The sequence below is a fragment of the Actinocatenispora thailandica genome, from assembly GCF_016865425.1.
GTDB lineage: Bacteria > Actinomycetota > Actinomycetes > Mycobacteriales > Micromonosporaceae > Actinocatenispora > Actinocatenispora thailandica.
In genome coordinates this window covers 2,467,704-2,483,163 of sequence record NZ_AP023355.1, presented here as the reverse complement: position 1 = coordinate 2,483,163, position 15,460 = coordinate 2,467,704, and the positions used below count along the sequence as shown (strand labels likewise).

Genomic DNA, 15,460 nt, shown 5'->3' with positions numbered 1-15,460 from the left:
TCCCCTGCCCGTAGCACGACCCACGAGCAGAGGAGGCCGGTCGTCGCACCGGTCAGGCGGTGGCGACCGTCGGTTTGAACGACGGTCGCGAACTCTCGTACGCGGCGATGTCGGCCTCGTGCCGCAGCGTCAGGCCGATGTCGTCCAGCCCTTCCAGCAACCGCCAGCGGGTGAAGTCGTCCAGCTCGAACGACCAGGACCGGCCGTCGGCCCGGACCTCGCGCTCGACCAGGTCGACGGTGATCTGCGTGCTCGGGTCGTGCTCGATCAGCTTCCACAGCTCCTCGACCGCGTCGATCGGCAGCTGCACCGGCAGCAGCCCGCCCTTGAGCGAGTTGCCGCGGAAGATGTCGCCGAACCGGGGGGCGATCACCGCCGCGAAGCCGTGGTCCTGCAACGCCCAGACAGCGTGCTCGCGGGACGAGCCGGTACCGAAGTCGGTACCGGCGACGAGCACCGTCCCGCCGGCGAACGCCGGGTTGTTGAGCACGAACTCGGGGTCCGAGCGCCAGGCCGAGAACAGCCCGTCGGCGAAGCCGGTCCGGGTGACGCGCTTGAGGTACACCGCCGGGATGATCTGGTCGGTGTCCACATTGGACCGTCGCAGCGGCACGCCGGTGCCGGTGTGCACGGTGAACTTCTGCATGATGGACTACCTCCCTAGAGATCGGCCGGTGCGGCGAGATGCCCGGCCACCGCGGTGGCCGCGGCGACCGCCGGCGAGACCAGGTGGGTACGCCCGCCGCGGCCCTGCCGGCCCTCGAAGTTGCGGTTGGACGTGGACGCCGACCGCTGGCCGGGCGTCAACACGTCCGGGTTCATGCCCAGGCACATCGAGCAGCCGGCGAACCGCCACTCGGCGCCCGCGGCGGTGAACACCTCGTGCAGTCCCTCCGCCTCGGCGGCCTCGCGTACCCGGGCCGACCCCGGTACGACGAGCATCCGGACGCCGTCGGCGACCTGGCGACCGGAGATCACCTCGGCCGCGGCCCGCAGGTCCTCCAGCCGGCCGTTGGTGCAGGAACCGAGGAACACCACGTCCACGTCGATGTCGCGCAGCTTCGTGCCGGCGGTCAGGTCCATGTAGGACAGGGCCCGCTCGGCGGCGGTACGGGCGGCCTCGTCGGCGAACGACTCCGGCGCCGGCACCGTGCCGGACAGCGGCGCGCCCTGACCCGGGTTGGTACCCCAGGTGACGAACGGTTCGACCGCGCTCGCGTCGATCGTCACCTCGGTGTCGAACGTCGCGTCGTCGTCGGTGACCAGGCCCCGCCAGTACTCCACCGCGGCGTCCCAGTCCGCGCCGGCCGGCGCGTTCGGCCGCCCCTTCAGGTAGCCGAAGGTCGTCTCGTCCGGGGCGACCATGCCGGCGCGCGCACCCCACTCGATCGACATGTTGCAGATGGTCATCCGGCCTTCCATGGACAGGTTCGGGATGGCCTCGCCGCGGTACTCGACGATGTGGCCCTGCCCGCCGCCGGTGCCGACCTGCGTGATCAGCGCGAGGATCAGGTCCTTCGCGGTGACCCCGGGCCGCAGCGCCCCGGTGACGTTGACCGCCATCGTCTTCGGTTTGGTCTGCGGCAGCGTCTGGGTGGCGAGCACGTGCTCGACCTCGGAGGTACCGATGCCGAACGCGATCGACCCGAACGCGCCGTGGGTGGAGGTGTGCGAGTCGCCGCACACGATGGTCATCCCCGGCTGGGTGGCGCCCAGCTGCGGCCCGATCACGTGCACGATGCCCTGTTCGGCGGCGCCGAGCGAGTGCAGCGGGACACCGAACTCGGCGGCGTTGCGGCGCAACGTCTCCAGCTGGGTCCGCGACACCGGGTCGGCGATCGTGACGAGGCTGTCGGTGGGTGTGTTGTGGTCCTCGGTGGCGAGCGTCAGGTCCGGCCGGCGGACCTTGCGCCCGGCCGCTCGCAGGCCGTCGAAGGCCTGCGGGCTGGTCACCTCGTGAACGAGGTGCAGGTCGATGTATAGCAGGTCGGGTTCGCCCGCGGCGGACCGTACGACATGCGCGTCCCAGATCTTCTCGGCGAGTGTGCGCCCCATCTCACTTCTCCCACGATATGGACTTCCCGAATGATGGGAGGTATGTTTCGGCTCGTGGGACAGAGTATCAGTGGTGTCGGGGTGCTCGACAAGGCCATCGTGATCCTGGAGGCATGCGTCGACGGCGCGAGCCTCGCCGAGCTCGTCGACCGGACGAAACTGCCACGCGCCACGGCGCACCGGCTCGCCCAGGCACTCGAGACGCACCGGATGCTGGTTCGCGACCAGCACGGCCGGTGGCGGCCCGGCCCGCGGCTCGGCGAACTCGCCAACTCCGCGCCGGACGTGCTGCTCACCGCGGCCGAGCCGGTCCTCACCGCGCTGCGCGACCAGACCGGCGAGTCCGCCCAGCTGTACCTGCGGCGGGCCGACGAGCGGCTCTGCGTCGCCGCGGCCGAGCGGGCCAGCGGGCTGCGGGACACCGTCCCGGTCGGCGCGGTGCTGCCGATGACCGCCGGCTCCGGTGCGCAGATCCTGCTCGCCTGGGAGCCGCCGGAGGCGATCCTGCCGCTGCTGCCGCGGTGCAAGTTCACCGCGCGCACGCTGGCCGAGGTGCGCCGGCGCGGCTGGTCGCAGAGCGTGGCCGAGCGGGAGGCCGGCGTGGCGAGCGTCTCGGCTCCGGTCCGGGACCGCACCGGCCGGGTCATCGCCGCCGTCTGCGTCTCCGGCCCGATAGAACGCATCGGCCGCCGCCCCGGTGACCGGCACGCGATGGCGGTCGTCCGCGGCGGCCAGCGCCTCTCCGGCCTGTAACCCCGTCCGGCGCCGTTCCGGCCGACACCGCCGAGTGTCGGCCGGAACGGCGCTGGCCGCGTCCGCCGCCGGCCCGTCATCCGGGCGGGCGCCCGCCGCGAGGATCGGTGCCGCGTGCGGCCCGGCAGCCCCGAAGCGCGGGTCGGCCGGCGGCATCGTGTCGACTGGCAGGCTCCCGCCGGTATGCGGGGAACTGACCGGTTGTGCCCGATTGAACCGTCCTTTAACCTAGTGATCTTCGTCAATCCGACGTACCCGGCTATTCCGGCGCGTCGGACGATCGTCTGGGGAGGACGCAATGCCGCGACAGCTGACCCGGCGCCTGCTCGGCCTGGCCGCCGGTGCCACCCTGACGGCCGGACTGCTGGCCGCCGCCGCACCGACCGCACTGGCCGCACCCACGACCGCCCGGCACCGGCCGGCCCCGACCGCCGACGTCTCGTTCGCCGGCACCGTGGCGCTGAGCAACTGCTCGGGATCGCTGGTCCGGGTGCCGAGCGCGACCGACGACGACAAGGCGCTGGTGCTCACCAACGGCCACTGCCTGGAGACCGGGATGCCCGGCCCCGGCGAGGTGATCGTCGACCAGCCGTCGAACCGCAGGTTCTCGCTGCTGTCCGCGGACGGCCAGGACTCGGTCGGCACGCTGACCGCCAGCACGGTCGAGTACTCGACGATGACCGACACCGACGTCACGCTCTACCAGGTCGACCAGACCTACGGCGAGATCCGGCAGCAGTACGGGATCGCCGCGCTCGCGCTCTCCACCGCGCACCCGACGGCCGGTACCGACATCGCCGTGGTCTCCGGCTACTGGCAGCAGACGTACTCGTGCGCGATCGACGGCTTCGTGCCGGAGCTGCACGAGGCGGACTGGGTGTGGAAGGACTCGGTGCGCTACACCGAGCCGTGCCACGTGATCGGCGGTACGTCCGGCTCCCCGGTGGTCGACACCGCGACCGGTCAGGTGGTCGCGATCAACAACACCACCAACGAGGATGGGGCACGCTGCACCCTGAACAACCCGTGCGAGGTCGACGCCGACGGCACGGTCACCGTCCACCAGGGCATCGGTTACGCCGAGGAGACCTACCTGCTGGCGACCTGCATCCAGGGCTCCACCATCAACCTCGACTCCGCCTGCCCCTCCCCAAACCCTGACCCCCGCCCCGGCCCCACCTCCGCCCCGGCCAAGAGATCACCGCAACGCGAGGCGCCGGGGCCTGGGGCCCACGGGCCTGGGGCCCGCCCCGTGGACATCCGCGGTTGTCGCGCGCTCCCACCCCCCGTGACCACCCACGGCTGGGGGGTGCCGGGGGCGAAGCCCCTCCGGCGCGGGGCCCGGGGGCCGCGCCCCCGGAAGACACACGAAACGACCCCGTCCGCGCTCTCGGCGGACAGGGGTCACCCAGGTCGTGTAGCCCCGACCGGATTCGAACCGGCGCCGCTGCCTTGAGAGGGCAGTGTCCTAGGCCGCTAGACGACGGGGCCGTACCCGGTTCACTCTAGCGGTTCCCGCCGGCGGAGCAGACATCGGGCAGCCCGGCACCGTCCCCGCCGGTTCCGCCGATCCCGTCCGCGACACCGGCGATCACCGCATCGACACACGGCATTACCTCGGGCACCGCCAGCTCGTCGATCAGCAGCCCGAGCGTGGCGGCGAACACCGCGGCACCGGCTGGTTCCGGCGGTACCGGCTCCCGATCCTCGTGCGCGGCCCGATCGCCGTCGGCGGCCCGGTCGGTGTCCGGGTCGGTGCCGTCCCCGAGCTCACCGCGCAGCGCCGGATCCCGGGTCGCCGCGAGCGCCAGCTCCAGCGCCGCCATCCGGGTACCGGGGTCGGACTGGCTCTGCGCGACCAGGCGCCGCAGCTGACTCGCGAGCACGCCCGGGTCGAACGCCGCCGCCTGCGCCGCGAGCAGCGTCTCCACGTCCGGCCGGAGCCGGCTGCCGATCCGGTCGGTCGCCTGCCGCAGCAGGTCCGCCCGGGACCGGAAGTAGTTGGACGTGGTACCGGGCGGCACCGCCGCGGCGGCGTCGACCGCCCGCAGCGTCAACCCGTGCCCGCCGTGCCGCGCCACGACCTCGATCGCGGCGTCGAGCAGCGCCGCGCGGCGCGCGCCGTTTCGCACCCGACCTCCCCACCCTCGATCCGCCTCGGGCCACCGGACCGTGCCGTCCAGGGCGAATCCGCCACCCGGTGCGTCGCGGCTGCCGGAGATGACGTTTCCGCACCGCCCCCCTGATCGGTGGACGAAGCAGCCGCGGACGGGCACGATCCCGACATCTGTCCAACAAGGGAGCCGGCGATACGGACCGGGGCACGCCGGCGCGACCAGGTGACACCGGCCACCGCCCCAGGAGCCGGGCCGATTTGAGGGCCCCGTTGATCGTCGGGTACAGTTCTCTCCGGTGCGCGGGCACCGATGGGGTATGGGGTAATTGGCAGCCCGACTGGTTCTGGCCCAGTTAGTCTAGGTTCGAGTCCTGGTACCCCAGCTTTTGTCCGCGCACCGCCTAGGGCCCCGTCGTCTAGCGGCCTAGGACACCGCCCTCTCAAGGCGGCGGCGCCGGTTCGAATCCGGTCGGGGCTACAGCGATGGGTCGACCCTGTCCGCGCACTTCGCGGACAGGGTCGCTTTCGTATGTTCTCTGGGGGCGCGGCCCCCAGGCCCCGCGCCGGAGGGGCTTCGCCCCCGGCACCCCCCGGCGCGCGCTGTGGTTGCCGGAGGTGGGTGATGGCGGCACGGCGGTGCCCACTCGACTGTGGTTGCCGGAGGCGGGAAACGGCGGCACGCCCGGGCCCGCCCGACTGTGGTTATCGGAGGCGGGGAACGGCGGCACGCCCGGGGCTGTGGTTGCCGGAGGTGGGGAGACGCTCGGCGGAGTCCCGGCGGGGGGAGCGAGAGCCACTGCGGCGGACTTCACAACGTGGCCGCGCGACGCTCACGGCCTATGCCGCCACGACACCACCCGGGTCACCGAGGGGTCAGAACCCGCCGCGGCGGACCTGGCGGCGGCCGGGGTCGGCTGGAGAAGTTGACCCGGCGGACGCGGTTCGGGTGCCAGGAGATGGGAGCCGGGGGATCCGGTCGGCGGCTGCATCGCCGAGCCGGCATCGTGGGCTGTCGTGGCCAGGCCGAGACGGTGCGGGTGATGTGGATGTGCGCGTTCGATGCGGCGGCGCGGAAGGTCTGGGGCGGGCAGGCGGTCGCGTACGCGACGTCGTTCGCGGCGGTGTGTGCGTACCCGGTCGAGGAACTGCTCGACGCCGCCGCCGTCCGAGCCGGGGTGCGACTGCTCGACGCGGGTACCGGATCGGGGAACGTCGCCGCGGCCGCCTGCGCGCGGGACGCGCGGGTCGCGGCCGTCGATGCCGCGCCGGACATGGTGAGACTCGCCGCGGACGCCGCGCCGCGGGCGGATGTCGCGGTCGCGGCGCTGCCGTCGCTGCCGTTCGCCGACGCCGTCTTCGACGTGGTGACCGCGAACTTCGTTCTGGATCATGTCGGCTGGCCGCGCCGCTGCGCCGCCGAACTGGCCCGGGTGGCCCGCCCGGGCGGCCGGATCGCGCTGACCTTGTGGCCGGTACCGGCCGGGGCCGGGCACGCGCTGCTCGGGCGCGCGACGCGGGCCGCCGGCGTCTCGCGGCCCGCGCACCGGCCGGTGCTGCCGCCCGAGACCGACTTCCCGCGGACCGAACAGGGAGTGACGGAACTGCTTCGCGCCGCCGGGCTGGCGACGTCGTCGTGCCGGACGATCAGCTGGAGCCACCGGACCACCACGCAGGAGTGGTGGCGCTGGGCGGAGGCCGGCGTCGGCTTCAACGGCCACCTCATCGCCACCCAACCGGCCGAGACCAGGGTGGCGATCAGACGGCAGTTCGAGCTGCTCGCGGCCCGGTTCACCGACCCGGACGGCCGGATCGCGCTGCCACACCAGGCGCTGCTCGCCACGGCAACGGTGCCGGACCGACCGGTCTGACGGTCCCGCGCGATCGGCATCCGTCCGGCCGCGCCGACCGATTCGGTGCCGGCCAACGGGTCTGGTCAGCGGATGCGCAGGCCCAGCGCTGCCGGGAGCGCGGCCAGGGTGCGGATGCGGCGGATGCCGGGGGCGGCGGCCACCCCGGTGTCGTGGCGGTCCAACCAGACGCCGGTGAGGCCGGCGGCGTGGGCGGCTTCCGCGTCGGTGCTGCGGTTGTCGCCGACGTAGGCGGCCTCGTGCGGGGCCACCGCGAGCGCCCGGCAGGCGTACTCGAAGATCTCCGGGTCCGGTTTCGCGCAGCCGGCGGTGTCGACGCAGACCACGCAGGCCAACCGGTCCAGCAGCCCGGCACGGGCAAGCTTGTGCCGGGCAGGTGCCTCGTCGTTGTTGCTGACCACGCCGATCGCCGCGACCGCGGACACGGTGCGCAGGCAGTCGGCCGCGTCGTCGAACGGGCGCATCGCGGCGAGGTAATGACGGCGGTAGCCGCGAAACCAGGCGGCTGGATCGGCCGGCGCCGGCCGGCCCAACCAGCGGGCCATGTCCACCGCGCGGGCCTCCTGCTGGCCGGTGAAGCTCAACTCACCGGCCAGGTAGCGGGCGAACTCCTGCTCCTGCACCAGATGCCAGCGGTCCGCGGCGGCCGCCCGGTCCGCGGCCGGCACACCCAGCTCGGCCAGGTAGTCGAGGATGCCGGCACGTTCGGCCGACGAGTAGTCGACCAGCGTGTCGTCGATGTCGAACAGCACCGCCCGCACGGCGTCACCCTCCCGGATCCGGCCGGCCGGTGCGGGGTGCACCGGCCGGCCGCGAACGTCAGCCCAGGTTCGCGCGGGCAGCGCGGAGCCGGGACAGCGAGCGGTCCCGGCCCAGCAGCTCCATCGACTCGTACAGCGGTGGCGACACGGTGCGGCCGGTCACCGCGACCCGAACCGGTGCGAACGCCTTGCGCGGCTTGAGTCCCAGCCCGTCGACCAGTGCCGCCTTCAGCACCTCTTCCAGGTCGGCGGCACGCCAGTCGGTGAGGCCGTCGAGCGCGGCGATCGACGCGTCCAGGATCGGTGCCGCGTCCGCGCCGAGCGCCTTCGCCGCGCTGGCCTCCTCGGGCGCGTACGACTGCTCCGGGGTGAACAGGAACCGCAGCATGTCCGGCGCCTGCCCCAGGGTGGTGATCCGCTCCTGGATCAGCGGCGCCGCGGCGGCGATCACCTGCCGCTCGGCGTCGGTCGGCGTCACCAGCCCGGCGTCGACCAGGTACGGCGTGATCCGGGTGACGAAGTCGTCCGGGGTGAGCAGCCGGACGTGTGCGGCGTTGATCGCGGCCATCTTCTTGGCGTCGAACCGGGCCGGGTTGACGTTGACGTCGGCCACGTCGAAGGCCGCCACCAGCTCGGCCGGGCTGAACACGTCCCGGTCCGGCGCGATCGACCAGCCCAGCAGCGCCAGGTAGTTGACCATGCCCTCGGGAAGGTAGCCCTCCCGGCGGTACTGGAACAGGTCGCTCTTGGGGTCGCGCTTGGACAGCTTCTTGTTGCCCTCCCCCATCACGTACGGCAGGTGGCCGAAGCGCGGCGTGCGCTCGGCGACGCCGATCGCCACGAGCGCCCGGTACAGCGCGAGCTGGCGCGGGGTGGACGGCAGCAGGTCCTCGCCGCGCAGCACGTGGGTGATTCGCATCAGCGCGTCGTCGACCGGGTTGACCAGCGTGTACAGCGGGTCGCCGGTGCCGCGGACGATGACGAAGTCGGGCACCGAACCGACCTTGAACGTCACCTCGCCGCGGACCACGTCGTCCCAGGTGAGGTCCTCGTCGGGCATCCGCAGCCGCAGCGACGGCACCCGGCCCGCGGCCCGGAAGGCCGCCTTCTGCTCGTCGGTCAGGGTCCGGTCGAAGTTGTCGTACCCCAGCTTCGGGTCGCGGCCGGCCGCGACGTGCCGGGCCTCGACCTCCTCGGCGGTGGAGAACGACTCGTACGCGAAGCCCGCCTCGAGCAGCCGCTTCGCGACGTCGGTGTAGATCTCGCGGCGCTGGCTCTGCCGGTACGGCGCGTACGGCCCGTCGATGTCCGGGCCCTCGTCGTAGTCCATGCCGAGCCAGGCCATCGCGTCGAGGAGCATCCGGTAGCTCTCCTCGGAGTCGCGTGCGGCGTCGGTGTCCTCGATCCGGAAGATCAGCTTGCCGCCGGTGTGTCGCGCGTACGCCCAGTTGAACAGCCCGGTGCGCATCAGCCCGACGTGCGGGGTGCCGGTCGGCGACGGGCAGAACCGCACCCGGACGTCGGCGCCGGTCGGCGTCTCACCGGTCGAGCCGGCGCCGGTCGGCGCGGGGTCGTGGTCAGTCAAGGTTCACCACCGGGTTGCTCAGGGTGCCGAGGCCGTCGATGGCAACGGTCACCGTGTCGCCGTCGGTCAGCGGTCCGACACCGGCCGGCGTGCCGGTGAGGATCACGTCACCGGGCAGCAGCGTCATCACGTGCGACACGTACGAGACGAGGGTCGGGATGTCGAAGATCAGGTCCTTGGTACGGCCGCGCTGGCGGACCTGTTCGCCGACCGTGCAGGTCACCTCGACGTCGGAGACGTCCGCGTCGGTGTCGATCCACGGGCCGAGCGGGCAGAACGAGTCGAACCCCTTGGCCCGGGTCCACTGCCCGTCGCTGCGCTGCAGGTCGCGTGCGGTGACGTCGTTGGCGCAGGTGTACCCGAAGATCGCGGCCGGGGCGGTGGCCCGGTCGAGGCGGCGGGCCCCGGTCATGCCGATCACCACGGCCAGCTCCGCCTCGTGCTCGACCTGCTTGGACTGGGTGGGCAGCCGGATCGGGTCGCCGGGGCCGACCACCGAGGTGGACGGCTTGAGGAACAGCAGCGGCTCGGTCGGCACCTCGGCCTGGTGCTCGGCGGCGTGCGCGGCGTAGTTGCGGCCGATGCAGACCACCTTGCTCGGCAGGATCGGTGACAGCAGCCGCACGTCGTCCACGGCCCACCGCTGTCCGGTGGTCTGCACCCGGCCGAACGGCAGCCCCTCGATCTGGGCGACGGTCAGACCTTCCGTCCCCGCTCCGGGGTCGCCCTCGACCACCCCGAACGACATGCCGCCACCGTGGGCGAACCGTGCGATGCGCACAACACAACCTTCCCGTCGCCGACCACCACCGATCGATTCGGCGGCGGCACGAATTGCCTCTGGGAAGAATCTAACGTTCCGCGACGCCCCGGCGTCGACGGGATAACGCACTCCGCCGCCGGCTGCCGGCACACGGCCGCTGGCAGACTGGAGGCATGTCCGTACCGCCGAGCGTGTGCACCGGCGCGGCGCCGTCCGGCACCGGCGCCGTCACGGCGGCGTCCGCCGCCGGCCCTGGCGCGAACCAGCCCGACCCACCCGGCGCGGACCAACACGCCGCCGACCAGCGCAGCCCGGGCGAGCGGGGCGCGAGCCGGCGTGGCGCCGTGGCCGGCGCGGCGCCAGGTGGCGACCTCACGGGCCGGTGCCGGGTGCTGGCCGAACCGGAGTGGCGGCGCCGTCGAAGCGACCACGAGCGGCGGGTGGACGGCTGGATCCGACCGCACCTGGCCCGGCGCCGCGACGGGCAGCGGCACCCGGTGCAGGACTTCCTTTTCACGTACTACTCGCACCGGCCGGCCCAGCTGCGCCGTTGGCACCCGGGTGCCGGGATCGTGCTCGCCGGCGCCGACCCGGCCGAGTTCGGCGAGCGGTACGTGCCGGTCGACGGTGGCGCCACGCTGGCCACCTCGCCGCTGCTCGCCCGCCGCAGCGACACCGTCGCCTGGGTCCGTGACCTGCTGGTCCGCACCGCGGGGCGGCCGGCCCAGTTCGGCTGCTTCGGCCTGCACGAGTGGGCCATGGTGTACCGGCAGACGCCCGAGCAACTGCGGCACGCGGCGTGGCCGCTGCGGCTGTCGTCGGCCGACACCGACCGGGTGGTCGCCGATCGGGGCGTACGGTGCAGCCACTTCGACGCGTTCCGGTTCTTCACCGAGCCGGCCCGGCCGCTCAACGTGCTGCAACCCACCCGCGAGCGCCAGCCGGAGCTGGAGCAGCCGGGCTGCCTGCACGCGACGATGGACCTGTACAAGTGGGCCTACAAGCTGTCCCCGCTGGTCGGCAGCGACCTGGTGGCGGACTGCTTCGCGCTGGCCCGGCAGGTCCGAGAGATCGACATGCGCGCCTCGCCGTACGACCTGAGCGCGCTCGGCTACCGGCCGATCCCGATCGAGACGCCCGCCGGGCGCGCCGAGTACGCCGCGGCGCAGCGCGCGATGGCCGAACGGGCCGCGCCACTGCGGCAGCGCCTGATCGCCGCCTGCGACCACCTGCTCGCCTGACTCGTCCCGGCCGCGGGCCAGCCGCTTCGACCCTGGGTCGCGCCCGCCACCGCGCCGATCCTGGAGCCGCGGCCGACGTTGCCACCCGCCGGCCCGACCACGTGATCGACGCGGCGGCCACGGCCGCACGATCGGCGTCGGCTCACCGTCCGGAGCGGGTACCGACCAGACCCGCCTCGTACGCGGCGATGACGAGCTGGGCGCGGTCCCGGGCGGCGAGTTTGGCCAGCAGCCGGCCGATGTGCGACTTGACGGTGCCGTGGCTCAGGTGCAGGTGGTCGGCGATCTCGGTGTTGGACAGGCCGCGCCCGACCAGCGTGAGCACCTCGCGCTCGCGGTCGGTGACGCCGGCCAGCGCGGCCCGGCCGGAGATCCCGGTGGTGCCGGCCGGGGCCGGCCGGGCGGCGAACTCGGCGAGCAACCGCCGGGTCACGCTCGGTGCGAGCAGCGCCTCGCCGGCCGCGACGACCCGGATCCCGGTGAGCAGATCGGCCGGCGGGGTGTCCTTGAGCAGGAAGCCGCTGGCACCGGCGCGCAGCGCCGCGTACACGTACTCGTCGAGGTCGAACATGGTCAGGATCAACACCCGGGTCTCGGGTAGCTCGGCACAGATCCGGCGGGTCGCCTCGATGCCGTCGGTGCCGGGCATCCGGACGTCCATCAGCACCACGTCCGGCCGCAACCGGGTGGCCTGCGTCACCGCCTCGGCGCCGTCCGCTGCCTCGCCGACGGCGCGCAAGCCGTCCGCGGTGTCCACCAGTACCCGGAACGAACCGCGCAGCAACGCCTGGTCGTCGGCGATCAGGACCGAGGTCGTCGCGGCGGTTCCGGACGGCGCGGTCACGAGGCACCCCGGTACGGCAGGGTCGCGCGGACCGCGAAGCCGCCGGCCGGGCGCGGTCCGGCGGTGAACGTGCCACCGTACGCCGCGACCCGCTCCCGCATCCCGATCAACCCGTGCCCGATCTCGGGCAGCATCCGGTCGCCGGCCTCGCCGTCGCCCGGTCCGCGTGCCACCCCGGCGAACACGTCGGCCCGGCCGCGGCCGGGGCCGCGTCGGCGCGACCGCCGGCGGTCGCCTCGGGGCACCCGCCGGCCGGTCCGGGCGCCACGCCGGCTGTCGCCTCGGCGCGCCCTCGCGGCGCAGCCGCCCCGCCGTCGTCGGTGACCTCGATCCGCACCAGGGTGTCGGTACCGGTCACCCGGACCCGGCAGGTCGCCGGCGCGGCGTGCTTGACCACGTTGGTCACCGACTCCTGCACGATCCGGTACACCGAAACGCCGAGGCCGTCCGGGACCAGCTCGGCGCCGCGTACCGACAGCTCGACCGGCACGCCGACCACCGCCGCGCGGTCCACCAGCTCGCCCAGCCCGGGCAGGCCGGGCGCGGGCGCCAGCTCGCCCGGCTCGCCGTCACGCAGCACGCCGAGCAGGTGCCGCATCTCCGTCAGCGCCTGCCGGCTGGTGGTCTCGATGACCGCGAGCGCGTCGTGCGCCTCGGCCGGGCGCTGCCGGACCACATGGTTCGCCACCCCGGCCTTGACCGCGATGACGCCGAGCGCGTGCGCGACGACGTCGTGCATCTCCCGGGCCAGCCGCAGCCGTTCCTCGGCGACCGCCCGCTCGGCGCGCTGCTGGGCCCACCGCGCCGCGTACTCCCGGCGGTCGGCCACCGCCCGGCCCAGCGTCCACGAGCAGCCGAGCAGCACCAGCCCGAACACCAGCATGGCCAGCGACCGGTCGGTACCGGCCGCCGAGGAGCCGGCGGTGGGCCCGGCGGCGGTCATCGCGAGCAGCCCGACACCGCTCAGCACGCCGATCGCGACGGTGGGCACCCAGCGGCGGCGCGGCTGGGTGACGGCGACCGTGTAGAGGGCGCACGCGGCGGGCAGCAGCGTGTACGGCGAGAGGGTACCGGCCGCGGCGCCCAGCACGATCGCCAGCAGCGCGGCCACCAGCGCCGGGCCCGGCCAGCGCCGCCGGCCCAGCAACGCCGCGGCGCCGGGCACCGCCGGCAGCGTCGCCAGCAACGACCAGCCACCCGCGTGGCCGACCACCAGCGTGGGCACCGCGTCCGCGGCGAGCACGCCGGCGGCGAGCACCGCGTCGATCCCGGTCAGCTGCCGTGGGGTCAACCGCCACCTGCCGTCCTGCACCGCTCGACGGTAGCCGGCCGGTCGGCCGGTGCGCCTCCGACCACGGTCCGTCGGCCCTCGGTCGGAGAACCCGCCGAGCACCGGTCGCGCGCTGGACCCCGGCTCCGGCCGAAGTCCGGACCGTGGCCAGACGCGCCGGAACTGGCCGGCCCCGCACCCTGTCGCCATGACGACGCGAACCGCCGAGGTGCGGACATGATCGAGCTGAGGCAGCTGACCAAACGGTACGGCCGGACCGTCGCGGTGGACGACCTGACGTGCACCGTCGAACCCGGCATCGTCACCGGTTTCCTCGGCCCCAACGGGGCCGGCAAGTCCACCACGATGCGCATCCTGCTCGGATTGGACGCGCCGACCCGCGGCGCCGCGCTGATCGCCGGCCGCCGGTACGCGACGATCGACCGGCCACTGCGCGAGGTCGGCGCGCTGCTGGACGCCACCGCGGTGCACGGCGGCCGGACCGCCCGCAACCACCTGCGCTGGCTGGCCCGTACCAACCGGATCCCGGTCACCGCGGTCGACGCGGCGCTGGACCGGGTCGGGCTCTCGCAGGTCGCCCGGCGCCGGGTCGGTGGCTTCTCGCTGGGGATGAAGCAGCGGCTCGGCCTCGCCGTCGCGCTGCTCGGTGACCCGCCCGTACTGGTCCTGGACGAGCCGGTGAACGGGCTGGATCCGGACGGCGTGCGGTGGATCCGGGAACTGCTGCGCGGACTGGCCGCCGAGGGTCGCACGGTGCTGCTGTCCAGCCACCTGATGAGCGAGATGCAGCTGACCGCGGACCGGGTGATCATCCTCGGCAGGGGTCGGCTGCTCGCCGACACCACCGTCACCGAACTGACCGAGCGCTACTCCGGGGCCGTGCTGGTGCGCACCCCGCGCGGTGCCGAGCTGGCAGCGGTACTGGTCCGGGCCGGCGCCACGGTCGCCACCCAGCCCGACGGGCAGCTCGCGGTCAGCGGGCTGTCCGAGTCCGCGATCGGTGATCTGGCGGCCGCGCAGCGCCTGCCGCTGCACGGCGTGTCCCGCCGGGACGCCTCGCTGGAGGAGGCGTACCTGCGGCTGACCGCCGAGTCGGTCCAGTTCGGCGGCGCCACCCCGCTGCGAGGCGGTAGTGCGCCGCGCCCGGCGGTCGCGCCGCCGAACCGGCCGGAACCAGCCCCGACCGCACCGGGCCGGGCGGTACCGGCCCCGACCGCACCGGGCCGCGCGGTACCGGCCCCGGCCGCACCGAGTCGGGCGGAACCGACCCCGACCGAACCGGGCCGAGCGGTACCGGCCCGGACGCCTTCGGGCCCCGCCGACGGTGCCGTGACGCCGGCCGGTACCGACACCCCGTCGCCGGAAAGGGAAACCCGATGATCGCCGCGCTGTCCGCCGAGTGGTTGAAGATCCGCTCGTTGCGCTCCACGTACGCCCTGCTCGCGGTGGTGGTCGCCGGTCTGGCCGGCGCCGCCGCGCTGTGCGGCTACCTCGTCACCGTGTACGACGGGGCCGACCCGAGCATGCGGGCGCACATCAGCGTGGCGCCGGTGGCCGGGCTGGTCGGCAGCATGACCGAGCTGCTGGCCGGGGTGCTCGGCACCCTCGCGATCACCGGCGAGTACCGCAGCGGCACGATCCGGGCCAGCCTGGCCGCGGTGCCCCGGCGGGGCCGGCTGTTCGCCGCGAAGGCCGCGGCGATCGCCGGCATCGGCCTGGTCGCCGGCGAGGCGGCCGTGTTCTGCGGGTACGCGATCAGCCACGGCATCGTCGGCGACCGGACGCTGCTGCTGGACTCCCGCGGCTTCGCCGAGCAGGCGCCGCTGCTCGTCGCGCAGGGGCTGACCGTCCTGCTGTTCGCGCTGTTGGGGCTGTCGCTGGGAACCGTGACCCGGTCGGCCGCGGGCACCATCCCGGTCCTGGTACTGCTGTGGTACATCCTGCCGATCGTGGCGAACCTGCTGCCGCAGCCCTGGCACGGCCGGATCGGGTCGATCGTGCCGGACGCACTGCCCGGCCAGCTCGCCGGCGTCGGCAACGACCACTCGGTGTACGGCGCGCTGTTGCCGCCCTGGGGTGCCGGGCTGGCGATGGCGGCCTGGATCGTGCTCCCGCTGGCCGCCGCCGCGGTGGTGTTCGGCCGGCGCGACACGCGCTGACCGGCCCGGACGCCGGCACCGGCC

General features: G+C 74.1%; 14 protein-coding genes, 3 tRNA genes and 1 pseudogene. 8 read left to right on the top strand and 10 right to left on the bottom strand.

Annotated elements, in window-relative coordinates; translation table 11 throughout:
* Positions 1 to 52: 52 nt before the first annotated feature.
* The gene (leuD, locus tag Athai_RS11015) at positions 53 to 646 is read right to left on the bottom strand and encodes a 3-isopropylmalate dehydratase small subunit (RefSeq protein WP_203961413.1); all 594 of its coding nucleotides are present in this window, start codon (positions 644 to 646) and stop codon (positions 53 to 55) included.
* A 14-nt stretch (positions 647 to 660) separates the two neighbouring features.
* The gene (gene leuC, locus Athai_RS11010; protein WP_203961412.1) at positions 661 to 2,055 is read right to left on the bottom strand and encodes a 3-isopropylmalate dehydratase large subunit; all 1,395 of its coding nucleotides are present in this window, start codon (positions 2,053 to 2,055) and stop codon (positions 661 to 663) included.
* A gap of 66 nt (positions 2,056 to 2,121) precedes the next feature.
* Between leuC and Athai_RS11005 the strand changes: the two genes are divergently transcribed.
* Both Athai_RS11005 and Athai_RS11000 read left to right on the top strand, forming a co-directional pair.
* Positions 2,122 to 2,808 (top strand): IclR family transcriptional regulator, encoded by a 687-nt coding sequence (locus Athai_RS11005; RefSeq protein ID WP_030448160.1) that lies wholly within the window; start codon positions 2,122 to 2,124, stop codon positions 2,806 to 2,808.
* A gap of 298 nt (positions 2,809 to 3,106) precedes the next feature.
* On the top strand, positions 3,107 to 4,264 hold the full coding sequence (locus Athai_RS11000) for a S1 family peptidase (protein WP_203965519.1): 1,158 nt from the start codon (positions 3,107 to 3,109) through the stop codon (positions 4,262 to 4,264).
* Here the strand turns inward: Athai_RS11000 and Athai_RS10995 are convergent.
* Together Athai_RS10995 and Athai_RS10990 are read right to left on the bottom strand one after the other, a co-directional pair.
* A tRNA-Glu gene (locus tag Athai_RS10995) sits at positions 4,227 to 4,299 on the bottom strand. The two genes, Athai_RS11000 and Athai_RS10995, sit on opposite strands and share 38 nt — an antisense overlap.
* Positions 4,300 to 4,313: 14 nt before the next feature.
* Positions 4,314 to 4,940, bottom strand: coding sequence for a TetR family transcriptional regulator (locus Athai_RS10990; protein ID WP_203961411.1), 627 nt, complete (start codon positions 4,938 to 4,940; stop codon positions 4,314 to 4,316).
* 295 nt (positions 4,941 to 5,235) lie between these two features.
* Between Athai_RS10990 and Athai_RS10985 the strand changes: the two genes are divergently transcribed.
* From Athai_RS10985 to Athai_RS10975, 3 genes are all read left to right on the top strand, one after another.
* Positions 5,236 to 5,307 (top strand) — tRNA-Gln (locus Athai_RS10985).
* 22 nt (positions 5,308 to 5,329) lie between these two features.
* Positions 5,330 to 5,402, top strand: a tRNA-Glu gene (locus Athai_RS10980).
* A gap of 568 nt (positions 5,403 to 5,970) precedes the next feature.
* Positions 5,971 to 6,792, top strand: a complete 822-nt coding sequence (locus Athai_RS10975) for a class I SAM-dependent methyltransferase (protein ID WP_239156865.1) — start codon at positions 5,971 to 5,973, stop codon at positions 6,790 to 6,792.
* Between the two features lie 65 nt (positions 6,793 to 6,857).
* Here the strand turns inward: Athai_RS10975 and Athai_RS10970 are convergent, their stop codons facing one another.
* Genes Athai_RS10970 through Athai_RS10960 form a run of 3 tightly spaced genes read right to left on the bottom strand, consistent with a single transcriptional unit; the run spans position 6,858 to position 9,919 of the window.
* Positions 6,858 to 7,553: an HAD family hydrolase gene (locus tag Athai_RS10970; RefSeq protein ID WP_203961410.1), complete on the bottom strand. Its 696-nt coding sequence runs from the start codon at positions 7,551 to 7,553 to the stop codon at positions 6,858 to 6,860.
* Between the two features lie 58 nt (positions 7,554 to 7,611).
* On the bottom strand, positions 7,612 to 9,138 hold the full coding sequence (gene gltX, locus Athai_RS10965) for a glutamate--tRNA ligase (RefSeq protein WP_203961409.1): 1,527 nt from the start codon (positions 9,136 to 9,138) through the stop codon (positions 7,612 to 7,614).
* Positions 9,131 to 9,919 carry a fumarylacetoacetate hydrolase family protein gene (locus Athai_RS10960; protein WP_203961408.1) on the bottom strand — a complete coding sequence of 263 codons (789 nt, stop codon included), beginning with the start codon at positions 9,917 to 9,919 and terminating at the stop codon, positions 9,131 to 9,133. Before Athai_RS10960 ends, gltX begins: the two co-directional genes overlap by 8 nt.
* Before the next feature lie 155 nt (positions 9,920 to 10,074).
* Between Athai_RS10960 and Athai_RS10955 the strand changes: the two genes are divergently transcribed.
* Complete coding sequence (locus Athai_RS10955) at positions 10,075 to 11,142, top strand: 3-methyladenine DNA glycosylase (protein ID WP_239156864.1); 1,068 nt, start codon at positions 10,075 to 10,077, stop codon at positions 11,140 to 11,142.
* Between the two features lie 142 nt (positions 11,143 to 11,284).
* Here Athai_RS10955 and Athai_RS10950 read toward each other — a convergent pair whose 3' ends face one another.
* Genes Athai_RS10950 through Athai_RS10940 form a run of 3 tightly spaced genes read right to left on the bottom strand, consistent with a single transcriptional unit; the run spans position 11,285 to position 13,298 of the window.
* Positions 11,285 to 11,986, bottom strand: coding sequence for a response regulator (locus tag Athai_RS10950; protein WP_203961407.1), 702 nt, complete (start codon positions 11,984 to 11,986; stop codon positions 11,285 to 11,287).
* Complete coding sequence (locus Athai_RS10945) at positions 11,983 to 12,120, bottom strand: ATP-binding protein (RefSeq protein WP_239156863.1); 138 nt, start codon at positions 12,118 to 12,120, stop codon at positions 11,983 to 11,985. Before Athai_RS10945 ends, Athai_RS10950 begins: the two co-directional genes overlap by 4 nt.
* On the bottom strand, positions 12,093 to 13,298 hold the full coding sequence (locus tag Athai_RS10940; RefSeq protein WP_203961406.1) for a sensor histidine kinase: 1,206 nt from the start codon (positions 13,296 to 13,298) through the stop codon (positions 12,093 to 12,095). Before Athai_RS10940 ends, Athai_RS10945 begins: the two co-directional genes overlap by 28 nt.
* Before the next feature lie 195 nt (positions 13,299 to 13,493).
* Here Athai_RS10940 and Athai_RS10935 point away from each other — a divergent pair.
* Both Athai_RS10935 and Athai_RS10930 read left to right on the top strand, forming a co-directional pair.
* A pseudogene (locus tag Athai_RS10935) lies at positions 13,494 to 14,423 on the top strand (ABC transporter ATP-binding protein); the annotation flags it as partial.
* 230 nt (positions 14,424 to 14,653) lie between these two features.
* Entirely contained in the window at positions 14,654 to 15,436 is a 783-nt protein-coding gene (locus tag Athai_RS10930; RefSeq protein ID WP_203961404.1) for an ABC transporter permease subunit, read from the top strand.
* The last annotated feature ends 24 nt before the right edge of the window (positions 15,437 to 15,460 follow it).

Coding starts and splice junctions, on each gene's coding strand:
- Athai_RS10930 (WP_203961404.1), top strand. CDS start 14,654: ATGATCGCCGCGCTGTCCGCCGAGTGGTTGAAGATCCGCTCGTTGCGC.
- Athai_RS11000 (WP_203965519.1), top strand. CDS start 3,107: ATGCCGCGACAGCTGACCCGGCGCCTGCTCGGCCTGGCCGCCGGTGCC.
- leuC (WP_203961412.1), bottom strand. CDS start 2,055: ATGGGGCGCACACTCGCCGAGAAGATCTGGGACGCGCATGTCGTACGG.
- leuD (WP_203961413.1), bottom strand. CDS start 646: ATGCAGAAGTTCACCGTGCACACCGGCACCGGCGTGCCGCTGCGACGG.
- Athai_RS10975 (WP_239156865.1), top strand. CDS start 5,971: ATGTGCGCGTTCGATGCGGCGGCGCGGAAGGTCTGGGGCGGGCAGGCG.
- Athai_RS10945 (WP_239156863.1), bottom strand. CDS start 12,120: ATGCTGCCCGAGATCGGGCACGGGTTGATCGGGATGCGGGAGCGGGTC.
- Athai_RS10955 (WP_239156864.1), top strand. CDS start 10,075: ATGTCCGTACCGCCGAGCGTGTGCACCGGCGCGGCGCCGTCCGGCACC.